The organism is Bradyrhizobium sp. CCBAU 45389 (genome assembly GCF_028128625.1).
GTDB lineage: Bacteria > Pseudomonadota > Alphaproteobacteria > Rhizobiales > Xanthobacteraceae > Bradyrhizobium > Bradyrhizobium liaoningense_B.
Window position 1 is genome coordinate 584754 of sequence record NZ_LBIY01000095.1, and the last position, 12452, is coordinate 597205.

Here is a 12452-nt window from a genome sequence, read left to right on the forward strand (position 1 = left end):
AAGCACCGCCTACCACGACGGGTCCCTCTTGGCCCCACCCCCACACGGCTCAAGCGCGCCCCAAGAACTCTCCAGCGGCAAAGTCCCGAAACTGGGTTGACACGGTTGACAAGTTGACAGGTTGGAGACAGCGAACCCTGATTAGTTCCCGTACCCCTAAGTACGCGGCCATTGCCGAACGCATTTCGCCCGCCACTACCGCGCGGTGGACTCGGGCACGGTGTGATCGAGGGACGTGACCGAAACGATCGCCTTGAACTCTTCGAGTATCTCTGGGTGATTTTGATCAAGGTAGCGCTCGACTTTCCGGTTGGCGATCAATTTCGATATGTAACCCGAGACAATCACCAGATGCAGCACATCCTCGCCATAGGATGCTTCGACAGCCTTGAAGTCCTGCTGAAGCGTACTCATTTCGCGTTCCATGCGTGCCAGTTGCTCAGGCGTCATGCCATCTATCCGTTTTGCCCTCTCGGGCTTCGCCAGATCAGCCTGCTTCGTCGCCGCGAGAAGCGCCCGCGCATAGCCGACGGTGAAGTTTGAGGCCGACAACATTAATTCCGCGACTTCGACCTGGCGCATTGGACCCATCTTTCGCATTACATCGAACGTCACCGTGCTGACCATCTTGTCCTTCAGCATCTCGATGACTTCTGGGCCTATGCCATCCAGCATGGCCCGCCGCCGTTTGATGTGGCCAATGTTGACGTCGAGGGCCTTCGCCAGCTTCTCTTCCGAAACGCCTCGCGCAAGCGCCCGCACGATCATGAAGTATTCCTGGATCGTCGCGAGGTGATTGATGCGCTTGTTATAGGTGAAGGTCTCATCGTCATGCGACAGAATGCAGCGCGCGCTGGTTTCGTCGCGATCCAGCAGTGCTGCGCGGCGCCAGTGACCATCGAGCAGGAGATATTTCCCGTTCTCGTCAGGGTGCTTCGACAGGACCAGCGGCTCGATCAATCCGACTTCGGCAATCGACTGGGCCACGCGCTTGTACCGGACCAGCCTTTTCGTCTCGTCGGATATTTGTTTGAGCGGCAGGATCGAATCAAAGGGAACGACAATGATATTTTGCTCGAAAGCTATCCGGACAGCGGCCGTGTTCATTGCTGTCCTCCCGCGCCGTGGAGTCGCTCGGCAATGGGCCTCGGTAGCGTATGCAACTCCTCCGCCTGCAGCAGTTTGACGAACGAGACCTCTGCCATCAGCATCCGCAGGGCGTTAACGGTGAAGAGCAGGCGGCTTTGGGCGAGGCCAGCCTTTTTCACAAGTAGTTTCTGCCGATCAGCCTCTTTCTTGTAGGCGCGAACAAGGGCGCCGGATGTTACGCGCTTTGCCTGTCGCCGCGGCCCTGTCGGCGTCTTTGCCTTGCCCAGCAGATTACGTTGTTCAATAATCTTGCGGATTGCGAGGACCTGATTGCCGGGAATCGCATTGCCTTCATAGGCTTCCGCAAGCGCCTTCTGGACATCACCGTCCTTGGCCTTCGCAATTTCCATGGCAATGCTGTGCGGAATGAGCCCCCTTTCGACCGCGGTCAATAGCCGTTGCTCTCCGTTCTCGAGGAGCGAGCAGATTGCATAGACATACTCGGTGCTGAAGTCGATTTTCGCCGCGATCTGCCCAATCGAATAGCCTCGCTTCTTGAGGCTGCCGATCTCGGCGACCAGTTCCAGGGGAGAGTGATGCCGCCGCGCGAGGTTCTCGACGAGGCTCATCACGAAGCAATCCTCTTCGGAGGCTTCAATAACAATCGCGGGGATCTCCGCCTGACCGAGCGCTATGAAGGCTTCCAGCCGGCCCTGACCACAGACGAGATCAAATCCGTGGCCATTGCGGCGGCTAACCGTAATCGGCTTCTTGAGGCCAAGATGGGCGATGCTTGTTACAAGTTCGTTGAAGATCCGCTTGTTGCGTGACCGGGGATTGATGACCCTGATGTCCGTTACAGGAACCTTGACAATTTCCGGAGCCGTTTCGTCGTTCATGCGGCAACTCCCAGTCCCTTGCGCGCGCTCAGTCCAAAGAATGCGTCGAGATCGTCGAAGCGATAGGCATCCAGGTAGATACCATTCTCTTCCGCGAGTCTCAGTCGGTCGGTCGACATGTCGATGCTGGGTAGGAGATAGTAGTCGAGTATCTCCTTGTTCTCTGCAGCCATGCGGATCGCGATCGTGATATCGGGGCGCAGGCCGGTGTCGAGTCTGAGCTTCCAGCGAAGAAAGCCGGCCGGCGTGTGCAGGCAGCGGGCAATGATGATCGAGGCGGTAAACTCGCCGTTGATCCTCAAAATGTCAGTTAGCTTGTCAAACTCGACCGTTCCTCCCGCTTCGCGTATCCCCGCCATCACTTTATCAAGCAATTCCGGAAACATCGTCCGGAGTGCGCGGTTGGTTTCGATATACTGGTAGTCGCGCCCCGGATCGTATCCGACGAGTTGGTACGCCCGGATAAGGCTGCCAAATCTAGTTCGATATACAGAGCTTGAGGGCATCTCATCCATTTCGTCGATGACCAGCCCGGAAAGGTGTCCCTTCTGCTTCAGAAGGGTTGTTAGCCGCTCAAGCATTTCGGCGTCCGTGAGCCGCTTGCTGCGTTCCTCAATGATGCGCCTGGCGGCAAGGAAGAAGTCGCTGTCGATGACAGCGTTGAACGCGTGATCAGCGCGTATCCACATATCCGGCGGATTGATCACACGCGTCTGCTTCAGTTTGAAGGAAACGCGATTGTAGACGTTGTTGCCGACATACTTTTCGTTGGTGAGGATCTGATGGATTGTCCCGCGGGTCCACGGCCGACCAAACTCGTTCGGAATGCCCTCAAGGTTTAACATGGCGGCAATCTCGGCTTCCGATTTGAGCTGGAGGACGAAGCATCTGTAGATGCGCCGCACCAGCTCGACCTCGTGCGGCGGTCCCGGCTTCAGGATGACCCGGTCGGTTTGCAGGCTCTTGTACTCGCCGCGACCAAGATCGGCCTTCGGCGTCCGATCTTCGTCGATCAGTTGACGCCTGAGACCATATCCGGGCGTGCCGCCCTGCCGGAAGCCGAGAGCGATCAGCCGGCACTGCCCGGCGAAGACCTTTGCGGATAGTTCCCGGCTATACTCGCCGGCCATCGCCCGCTTCATGCTCTTTATAATGGTAGATGACAGGCTGCCGTCGTTTTCGAACTGCTCGGCGCAATATTGGACCCGGATGCCTGCTTCCTTGCAGGTGTATTCGTAGTAGGCGCTCTCATCGGCGTCCGGAAACCGGCCCCAGCGGCTCACGTCATAGACCAGCACGACGCTGAAGTCAGTCCGGCGGTTTCGAACGTCGTCGATGAGTTGTTTAAGGGCATCACGGCCCTCGATGCGCAGTCCGCTGCGCCCCTCGTCAGCATAGGTGCGGACAATCGTGAGGTTATGCCGCGCCGCGTAGGCTGCGATCGCATCTTTCTGGTTCTCTGTCGAATATTTCTGGTGGTCAGTGGACATGCGCACATATTGCGCCGCCTGTGCCGCGCCTTTCGCTGGCTCTTCGGCAGTTGCTTGTCTTGCGCGTCGCACGGAAAGCTACTCGGTCATTGATCAACCTGAATTCAGGTCGAGCCTCGCGATAGTTCAGCGTACCCAAGGGAGAGCTGGAATGTCGCTTCCGAAAAAGGACCGAAAGATTCAGTCCATTTCAGGAAACTCTCATCCTGATGGAGCGACAGACCTCGGAAGCGCCGAGTTCGCACGCGAGATTGCAGAGGCTCTCCACAAGGAGTTTGGTGAGACCCACGCTGCCATCAAGACCGTCGTTGCCCTGACAAAAGCCAACGAGCGCGCTGTAAAGAACTGGTTCTCGGCCAAGAATGGACCAACGGGTCGACACCTGGTTGATCTTGTACGCATCTCCGATGAAGTCCTGGAAGCGGTATTGCGCATGTCCGGCAGGAGTGACTTGATTCTCGCGAAAAAGCTCGGTGATTCCAAACAGACGCTGATCAAGATGCTCAACCTTATCGGTGAACTCCAAGGCTAGTTGGTCAAGTCACTCTGTCCCTATTAAGCCAGGAAAGCGATACTGCTACAGAGGATCATGCGATACTGCAGAATATTCCCAAACAGACCGATCTCCACAGCCGACGAAGTTCGCTAGCCGGACTTGGTTCTTCGGGCGTTAAACCTTGAAACTCGTGAATGCGATTACACGATTTCACGCGCACCGAGGCACTACTTTGGCTGTCTCACTCGGCGGCTTCAGCAGGCGGGCTCTTAAGCTCGGCAAATTTCGCCGCCATCGTCGGATTGCCCCGGGTCAGCTTTTTGATCGTCACGTCCTGCGCCTTGTCATTCGCAAGGCGGAGGTTCCGATCGGCGCCTATCAACGCATCCTTGGTCTTCTGCAGGTGATCGATGGACTTATCGATCTCAGCGATCGCCGTCTGGAAGTGTCTAGAAGCAAGATCGTAGTTCTTCGAGAATGCAGTCTTGAACGTTTCGAGCTGGCTCTCAAACTGCGTGATGTCGATGTTCTGAGTCCTCACGAGCGCGAGCTCGGTCTTGTACTTGAGCGAGTTAATGGCCGCATTCCGCAGAAGCGTAATCATCGGCAGGAAGAACTGCGGCCGGATGACATACATTTTCGGATAACGGTGGAAGACATCGACGATGCCGGTGTTGTAGAGCTCGCTGTCGGGTTCGAGCAGTGAGACCAGGATGGCATATTCGCAACCCTTCTCGGTGCGATCCCGGTCAAGTTCCTTGAGGAAGTCCTCGTTCTTGCTCTTCGTCGCGGTTCTATCGCTCTCGTTCTTCATCTCGAACATGATCGAGACGATCTCGGTGCCAGCCTCGTCCGAGTCCCGGAAGATGTAATCGCCCTTGCTGCCGGTCCGCGCGTCGTTGTCTTTCTCGAAATAGGCCCGCGGAAAGGCCATCGAGCGCACCCGGTTGAATTCGGTCTCACAGTGCTGTTCGAGGGTCTCGCCGACCATCTTGGTCGAGAGGCGTGCCTTCATATCCTTAAGGCGCTCGATCGCGTCATCACGATCCTTGATCTGCGTTTCGTACTTGTCCTTGAGCGACTGCTCGCAGAGCTGCTTTTCAAGCTGGACCTGCTTGATGCCGTTTTTCAGCTCATCGCGCTCTTTCTCAAGCGCGCCCACCGCTTCGGTCACCGCAAGCTTTTTCTCAAGCTCGACACCCTGGAGCTTGCCTTTCAGCTCCTGGATTTCTTCGTCTTTGGCGGCGGAGATTTTATGCAGCTCGCTGGCCAAAAGCGCCTCTGCAAGCTCCGAGGCAGCCTTCTTCTCGCGCTCCGCTTGGGCCAGAGCAGTCGCGAGCGTGTCACGCTCTTTTTCTACTGCACTAAGGGCTTCGGTGACGGCGAGCTTCTGGATAACCTCAGTCGCCTCAAGTTTGGACTTCAACTCCTGGATTTCGGCATCCTTGGCGGCCGCGGTCTTCTGCAGATCGCTGCTGACCTGCGCCTTGGCCAGTTCCACCGCACTTTGCTTGTCGCGCTCGGCCAATTCCAGCCGTTCGTGCAGTTGGTTTGCGAAATCGGCGTCACGGACCTGCTTCAGTATCTCGGCATAGCCGGATTCGTCGACTTTGAAGGCCTTGTCACAGTGGGGACAGATGATCTCGTGCATTTTCCCTGTCCGAGTCGGGGCAGCTGCTGTTGTCATTAAAAAATTGGCTACGGACCGGCGGAATCGGCCTCCGCCCCGTGAGAACAAAATTAGAACGAATCCATTTAGGGGGTCAAGCCAGAAGCAGCGGCTATGCGCATTTTGCGTTGGCAATCCCCCCCTTTTCGAGCCCGAAGCAACGGCTCAAGTCGCTGGGGATCGAAACCGACAAGCGGGCATGGACGTGCACGCGTATGGTGCACTTTGGTGGAGGGAGAGGAACTAGGTTCGAACCTTCTCCACTGCGGCCCACGACGCCAGCACTAGAAACTCGTGCTCGCGGAAGGAGTTAGATAGCCGCTTAGAGGACCGAGCGGACATCCAATGCCATGGGCTGGACCCGCTCCTCTGGATTGGCATCGCCGGCGGGATTTAGCAGGGAACATGCCAAGCTGATCCGGAAGCTCGACAACGTACTCCAGGACAGCCCGAGCGCCGGTGAAGGACACTATCCACCGAGCGAGTGCTCGAGGAAGAAGCGCAGCATTTCTCTCGTCGCATCCGGCCCATGTGGATCGGTGTAGGACCCGGCGGGACTGCCCCCTGACCACGCATGTCCGGCGCCATCGATGGTCCAGTGTTCGGAGATCGCCCGACCTGCCCCGTCGGTAGAAACCGTTCGGGTATAGGCATGGCCGCCGGGTACGCGTCCGCGAACTACCTGCGTCGTCGGTCGCATTGCTCCGGCGGACTGCTCGATAATCTGGTCGCCATTCTTGGGATGCACCGTCGTGTCGCGATTTCCATGGAAAACGATGGTCGGCACCGAATTTTTGCCATTCGCAATTGCCCTAGAGCCCCCACCCTGCCGCATCGCGACGAACGCGGAGGGAAGATCGCTCGCGGCTCCGCACGCGAGGCCTGAATGAATACCGACGGCCGCGTAAAGGTCCCGATACGTTGCGCCCATGATGGCAGCGGCGGCCCCACCGGCCGAGAGACCTGCGACGTATACGCGCTGCGGATCGATCGCATGGTCGCGCATGATCTGGCGGGTAATGCCGGCGATCATCGAAGGCTCTCCCCCGCCGCGGCGCTGGTCGCCGGTGCGAAACCAATTCCAGCACTTAGATTGATTGGCGCCACTCGGCTGCTCGGGATACACGACGAAGCAATTCTGCTCTTCCGCCAGGAAGTTCATCCGGGTTCCGGCCGCGAAATCGTCCGACGATTGGGTGCAGCCATGAAGCATGACGATCAGCGGAAGCCGTCGTCCCTGACAGCGGCTTGGGATGAACAGCTTGTAGGCCCGGCTTCCCGCAGCGTTACGGAAAGTACCGGCGACAAACCGTGTGCCCTCTGGCACGATGTCCGAGGTCGATGGCGGAGTGCGTCCGATCGGACCTCGCAGCCCGAGCCCGGGTAAATCCTGCATACCGTCAAGCGGCGACGAGCGTCCACGTCCTCGCGCAGAGCGGGCCGGCGAGACCTGCGGAGCTTCCGGCTCTTCGACGACCTCCGCCGTGGCGTCTATGGTAAGCGGATCGATCCGCGAATGCCGAGCTTGAGGGGCGCTGCGAAACTCCGGTGTTGGCGCGCTACCGTCCCGAAGCATGCGCTGCAGGAGCACGGTGGCCTCGACCAGTCGGCCGGCACGCGTGAGCCGGGTTGCTTCCCGGACTATGTCTTGACTCAGCATCGTTCACCTCGTTCGGTCGGCGAGAGCGGCCTTGACCGCGGGTGTTGCGTGAAGCGCCCCCAGTACGGAGACAGACGCGATGGTGGCACGAGCCAAGTCGGGAGTGACGTCCTGTGCGATGGTGGCTAAGCCCAGCACATTGATCTGCAGCATTTGGCCGGCGCGCCGCGTTGCTTCGAGATCCTCGCGGGTGTAGTTGCGCAAGCCGAGGTCCAGGCTCTTCCGAGCCGTCGATTGCCTGACGACATCTGCATGGCGTTCGAGTTGGTTCCGGATTGCCGTCCGGATGAAATCGGACCGGTTCGAATAGAACCCTTCCTGCACCATGAGATCGACATGACCCAGGTCGACAAAGCCAAGGTTGATCGTGATCTTCTCCGTATCGGGGGCCTTGGGCCGCAATTCACGCACATTATCGCCCATAACTGTGATCCGGTTCTTGCCATCCGCTTGGATGGTGCTGGGATGTTATCTAGATCCTCTCATTTTGCGCTTCAAGGGGAGCTGCACAAATAGGCCCGCGGCAGGACAGCCTCGCTGCCAAACGCCGTCAGCGGTCCTAGTGATAGGAACAAGGTCGTGATGGGGCGATCCATGTTTTCCGTCCGGCAGAAGGCGCGCGAAATCGGCTCGCCGTTTCCCACGCAGAGAACTTTGCGCAAGCGAGCGCTTGCGAAGGGCTCCGGTGCATGACGGTCCGCTCCCGACGCGAAGTCGTCACCTTCAATCATCCGTTCAGAATAAAAGGCATCGACCGGCAGTTGCCCGCTGGCGTCTACGAAGTCATCACGGACGAGGAGATGATCGAGAGCCTTTGGTTCGCAGCATTCCGTCGCGTTGCCACCGTGATCAAGGTGCCGGCAGAGGGCTCGGGGAACTTGATGATGCAGGACATCTCGATCAGCCCTGCCGACTTGTCGGACGCGCAGCGTACCGACGCAAGCCCGTCCGATAGCTGACAAAAGCTCTCAGCGATCCGAACCGGATCCGGACGCTGGCCATTTTCCCAAAGCATCTGAGAGAGGCCACCTTATAGGTGCAGGCCTCGGCGAGCACGGCGCATCTGGACGCGTGGGGCTAAGAATCGAGAAATTTATAAGGGAAGCGAGATGATGGGCAATTTCACGGTGAGGGTCGCGCGCATCGAGATGATCGAAAGCAACGAACGAGGTGAAGACATTCGTTTGACGTTTCACATCGAAGGGCATCAGACCGGTTTTAACTTGCCGATCTTCCTGAACTCTCGCGAGTTCGACGACACTGAAGTCGTCAAGATCGCCCGCAGCAAGTTACATGAGGTTTTCCGTCAGCTTTGCTGTCAGTGCCAGGATTGGCAACTATCGGAAGATGAGCTTCGTCAGCTCGCAGGTATCAACGTGCGGCCCGCGACGCGGGTTTAGACGCCTAGCAGGTTCGTCAGCTCGGTGGACCGCGGTCGCCACCTCTCCTTGTGGAGGAACAATGGCCCACCGCATATGTTAGCGCGGCTTATGGACCGCCAACGAGAAAAACGCCGACTGGAAGATGAGCTCGCAAAGTACGCAGCGCTGGCGGAAGCTTTCCCTGACGGGGCACTGAACGAGACCATGCTTGACCTGATTGGCGAGCTAAAGGATCAGCTCCGAAAGCTCGCTCGCGAAGAGTAAGTCCGTCCCGTGATGCCATCATCGCCCATACATGCCTCATTAAGGCAAATGAACCGCGCTGTTCAGCGCATGCCCCGCTTAGGCGTCCTCAATGCTCGGTGCTCACATTTCGATAGACTATCGAAACGCAGAACAAGCGTTCACTCGTGGAGCGCACTTCGACCGCTATATCGGGCCGCTCGACTCCAAAAATCGATTCTTTCGCCATGCCCGCCAATGTTTGCAACGCTTCCGCTTGGGCTGCTTTTTGATTGGGCAGGCGTAAGCCTTCTTCATCCGCGAAGAAGTCTCTGCCGCTTTGGATGTCGAAGAAAAAGCGCTCCATGAAGACGCTCTGGTTCCATTCAGGCAAGATCAAACTCCAATCTCTCGGGCAGCGACGCCAATGAGAGGATGTCTCGCCCGGCCATATAGGACAATAAGCGGGCAGTCAGATCGTTGCTGGATATTACTCGCGCGGCCTGCGGTCCGGCGGCTTGGTAAGGCTCTTCTGGTGACTAATGCTCAACTGCCTTCTTGGTGAGCGCCTATTTTGCGGAAACAGTGACTTCCACGCTCATTTTGGAGAAGGTCGATCCCAAGTAGCTTCCTGACACCGGCATCACTTGGCGGATATCCCGCGCAACAGCGGCAGGGATCAAGTTGTGGCCACCTACACTACGATTAGTCGGGTCAAATGTGATCCAGCCTGCGCCCGGAACGTAGATCTCGGCCCAGGCGTGGGTCGAACCCGAACCTGATGAACCCACGCGGCTCATGTCTGGGTCATATAGGTACCCGGAAACAATTCTACTCCCGAACCCGAGGAAACGGGCGGCTTCCACGAAAAGCGTCGCCATATCTCTGCACGTCCCGATGCCGAGCTGCAGTGTCTCATCCGGAGGATGCGTGCCCTCGGCATCCCGGGCTTCATAGCGTATCCATTGAGTGACCCCCTGGTTCAGGTCTTTGAGCAAAGACAAAGTGTCGGTCGTGCTGCCAAGCACGAATGATTGGGCCCAGTTGCGGACCGCATCGCCGCCGTCACGGTGTTGAGGCGTGGCGAGCGCTCCCAGGTCCGTCCACTCTTCGTCACTGTACCGGAATGGATAAGATATGGCCGAGGCAGCAACCGGAAACACGGGCCAAGCGCTGGAGGTCAACTCAACCTCTGACAAGCTCTCTATAACGAGCTTGTCCGTCATGGCTATGAAATTTACCATTGCCACAGCATTGCCGAAGACGTCCTGCGCCCAGGTTACCTCATTCGCGGGGGCTATTCTTATTAGATGGGAAAGAAGCCTCAGCTCCCGGCCTTCGCGAGGGCGCAGCAATAATCGATGCGGGTTCAAGCTAACCCCGCTTTCAAAGCCATATGTTGTCTCATGTTTTATTCTTAGGACTGTCACGGGTCCTCCAAATTGAGTGTGCACGCAATTTCGGCTGTCAGCATATGGCGCGCGCTGTCGAGCAGCCAGCGTACCCCCGTGTGACTAAGTTGGCTTCCAGCATGAGATTGGTTCGATGCGCGGTGGAGGCCGTCGAAATACACCCCGCTGACGTTCCGAGACTTCGGGGGCTGCTCTGGCGCTCCCTTAGGGCGAGTATCGTGTACGCGGAAGAACTTGGTCTGGACGCGTTACCAGCCGTTCACGTTCCCCGTCTCACGGCTACTGCCGACTCGCCCAATTGCAAATCGGCAGGGGTGTGCGCCCACCGGCCTTACGCCGCCGAGCAGGTATAGTTCCGCTTCTAGCGTCATAATCCCTATCCAAACTATCATTCGCGCCCCACATATTAGGGGGAGAGTTCGGAGAAGAGACATGTCAGACCGTCGGGAGCTTTACCGCAGTCCAAATGGCGATGCATGGTTCATCGCTCGTGAGCCGACGAATGGTCATGCTTTCATCATTCACCAGCCTAATCCGCCATCGGGCGGGCGCCTCTCTCATATCGAGTTGGGCGACTTCTTGCGCGATGGAAAGGGCCCCGAACAGCAAGCTTTGTTGCGCCTAATCGGAACACTGGTCGAGGTACCGCCGTTTGCCTAAGCGGGCACGCGACCTGCTACTCGCATGTGCTTGGCGGGCCGCCATTTAGCCTGCCGAGAGGGAGCTGTTTGAAACTATGACCACCGAGGGAGCGCATTAAAGGGAACAAAGTGTGGGACGGCGGTTTGAATCTGGGAGCCGCTAAGAAAAGCCGTTCGGTGTAACGCCCGGCGGCTTTTGTTTGAGGGGCATATCTTGAGACTGTGCTCGATCACTTCAACGCACAGACAAATCAGATTGAATATTCCTACCTTTCGCGGCTCCCCGTTGAACCTATCGACGGCATCCCCGATCGACACTTTCATCCCGCAGAGCCGAGCGCCGTGCCGCTGACGGTGGCAACGCAGTTCTGATCTGTCGTGTACTGCTCTGGAGTCGGCCTTGAAGACACAAGCCGAAGTCGTGATCGGCAGCGCTTTCGGTCTACTTTAATCCTGAAAGCAGACCATCCGAACAGCCTGACGATGGTCGCTATGGGCCAACAGGCGTCTTGATCCAAATGGCCTCGAAAGCCTGCTACCGTATGATAACGGCAGTGGTGGGCTACTGTTCTCTCCCTTCAGGAGAGGGGCTACTACGCCAGCAGCCGTGCGACAGCCTGGGCAAGCAGAAAGAGCACGTACAGCCAGCCGGACATCGCGATGGCTATGGTGGCAAAGAAGAGTGAGCCGAGGACTAAGTCAACCAATCTCCCGCTCGCGGCCTTGAGAGGTGTCGTCGGCGGGATCGAGGCGGGTGCGATCGGGAAGTGTTCGACGCCGAACGGGTGGGCCATCTTTGCCCCTCTCATGGCTGGCAGGGGAGCGCAAAAGCGGTCTCCCGGCCACCGACGCCTGCAGGAAGAGCCCCTGATCGGTGACGCGTCTTCAATGCGCGATGATAGGCAGGGTTCAATTCGTCCCTGACAAGTGCCATTCTGCTCCATTCAGGGATACCGGTTCGCTCCTCAGGGCCCACGGAGAAGCACCGCGAGAAGCGTGGCAGAAAGCAACGCCAGCCAGCATCAGCGAAACAACAATAGAGGCGAAGTGCCAATCTATGTCGCCGCGTCCGGCCCGCATTGTGTCTCTCCCATGCCAGTCGTGCGCCTCAAAAGATTACAAGCCCCGCCTTCTTATCTCGTCCTCGATTTCTTTAAGGAAGTTGAGGAGCTTGGGACCATCCATGTCCTCAAGCGCGGCGCGCTTAAAGCGCTCCACGATCGTCAGCTCAGCCTTCGAAGAAGGTCCAGCCCCGCTTTCCATCGCCGTCTCCCCTTCCGTAAGTTCGTGGCCTCAATCGATGACCGAGAGCCGAGATGCTCCTGCTTTCATGCCTGGGGGCTAGTGACGGAGCCTGTCCTTGTTCTTTTGGATGGGAGGCGTGCTTGGATTTAGCTTGCTCCAGAAGTGGTTCAGGACGGCGTTGATGGCCCAATCGCTCTTGTTCGCCACTCTCGTTCGAAAGTCGATTATTCTCTTCACGCGATTGCGT

At 57.8% G+C, this 12452-nt stretch carries 14 protein-coding genes; 4 read left to right on the forward strand and 10 right to left on the reverse strand.

Going from position 1 to position 12452, the window contains the following annotated elements; all coding sequences use genetic code 11:
* Positions 1–195: 195 nt before the first annotated feature.
* Genes XH79_RS29830 through XH79_RS29840 form a run of 3 tightly spaced genes read right to left on the reverse strand, consistent with a single transcriptional unit; the run spans position 196 to position 3550 of the window.
* Positions 196–1107, reverse strand: coding sequence for a plasmid partitioning protein RepB C-terminal domain-containing protein (locus tag XH79_RS29830; RefSeq protein WP_036044830.1), 912 nt, complete (start codon positions 1105–1107; stop codon positions 196–198).
* Entirely contained in the window at positions 1104–1988 is an 885-nt protein-coding gene (locus XH79_RS29835) for a plasmid partitioning protein RepB C-terminal domain-containing protein (protein ID WP_036044828.1), read from the reverse strand. The genes XH79_RS29830 and XH79_RS29835 overlap by 4 nt, the downstream gene beginning before the upstream one ends.
* Positions 1985–3550 carry a recombinase family protein gene (locus XH79_RS29840; protein ID WP_050992017.1) on the reverse strand — a complete coding sequence of 522 codons (1566 nt, stop codon included), beginning with the start codon at positions 3548–3550 and terminating at the stop codon, positions 1985–1987. The genes XH79_RS29835 and XH79_RS29840 overlap by 4 nt, the downstream gene beginning before the upstream one ends.
* Before the next feature lie 79 nt (positions 3551–3629).
* Between XH79_RS29840 and XH79_RS29845 the strand changes: the two genes are divergently transcribed.
* Positions 3630–4010: a hypothetical protein gene (locus XH79_RS29845; protein WP_036044824.1), complete on the forward strand. Its 381-nt coding sequence runs from the start codon at positions 3630–3632 to the stop codon at positions 4008–4010.
* Positions 4011–4215: 205 nt separating this feature from the next.
* Here XH79_RS29845 and XH79_RS29850 read toward each other — a convergent pair whose 3' ends face one another.
* The 3 genes from XH79_RS29850 to XH79_RS29860 form a co-directional block, all read right to left on the reverse strand.
* Positions 4216–5625 (reverse strand): DUF2130 domain-containing protein, encoded by a 1410-nt coding sequence (locus XH79_RS29850; RefSeq protein WP_036044822.1) that lies wholly within the window; start codon positions 5623–5625, stop codon positions 4216–4218.
* A 487-nt stretch (positions 5626–6112) separates the two neighbouring features.
* A complete protein-coding gene (locus XH79_RS29855; RefSeq protein ID WP_036044820.1) occupies positions 6113–7303 on the reverse strand; it encodes an extracellular catalytic domain type 1 short-chain-length polyhydroxyalkanoate depolymerase in 1191 nt (396 codons plus the stop codon).
* A gap of 3 nt (positions 7304–7306) precedes the next feature.
* The gene (locus tag XH79_RS29860; protein WP_271583922.1) at positions 7307–7726 is read right to left on the reverse strand and encodes a CopG family transcriptional regulator; all 420 of its coding nucleotides are present in this window, start codon (positions 7724–7726) and stop codon (positions 7307–7309) included.
* 266 nt (positions 7727–7992) lie between these two features.
* On the opposite strand from XH79_RS29860, the gene XH79_RS29865 reads away from it, so the two are divergent.
* Positions 7993–8262 (forward strand): hypothetical protein, encoded by a 270-nt coding sequence (locus tag XH79_RS29865; protein WP_036044815.1) that lies wholly within the window; start codon positions 7993–7995, stop codon positions 8260–8262.
* A gap of 150 nt (positions 8263–8412) precedes the next feature.
* Positions 8413–8703: a hypothetical protein gene (locus XH79_RS29870; protein ID WP_244431490.1), complete on the forward strand. Its 291-nt coding sequence runs from the start codon at positions 8413–8415 to the stop codon at positions 8701–8703.
* Between the two features lie 334 nt (positions 8704–9037).
* Here XH79_RS29870 and XH79_RS29875 read toward each other — a convergent pair whose 3' ends face one another.
* Entirely contained in the window at positions 9038–9301 is a 264-nt protein-coding gene (locus XH79_RS29875) for a DUF6894 family protein (RefSeq protein ID WP_271583923.1), read from the reverse strand.
* A 175-nt stretch (positions 9302–9476) separates the two neighbouring features.
* The gene (locus XH79_RS29880; RefSeq protein ID WP_036044812.1) at positions 9477–10337 is read right to left on the reverse strand and encodes a transglutaminase family protein; all 861 of its coding nucleotides are present in this window, start codon (positions 10335–10337) and stop codon (positions 9477–9479) included.
* 414 nt (positions 10338–10751) lie between these two features.
* Between XH79_RS29880 and XH79_RS29885 the strand changes: the two genes are divergently transcribed.
* Positions 10752–10979 carry a hypothetical protein gene (locus XH79_RS29885; RefSeq protein ID WP_081493921.1) on the forward strand — a complete coding sequence of 76 codons (228 nt, stop codon included), beginning with the start codon at positions 10752–10754 and terminating at the stop codon, positions 10977–10979.
* 574 nt (positions 10980–11553) lie between these two features.
* Here XH79_RS29885 and XH79_RS29890 read toward each other — a convergent pair.
* Positions 11554–11754: a hypothetical protein gene (locus tag XH79_RS29890; RefSeq protein WP_157785247.1), complete on the reverse strand. Its 201-nt coding sequence runs from the start codon at positions 11752–11754 to the stop codon at positions 11554–11556.
* Between the two features lie 322 nt (positions 11755–12076).
* Complete coding sequence (locus tag XH79_RS29895) at positions 12077–12223, reverse strand: hypothetical protein (RefSeq protein ID WP_157785246.1); 147 nt, start codon at positions 12221–12223, stop codon at positions 12077–12079.
* Positions 12224–12452 lie beyond the last annotated feature (229 nt).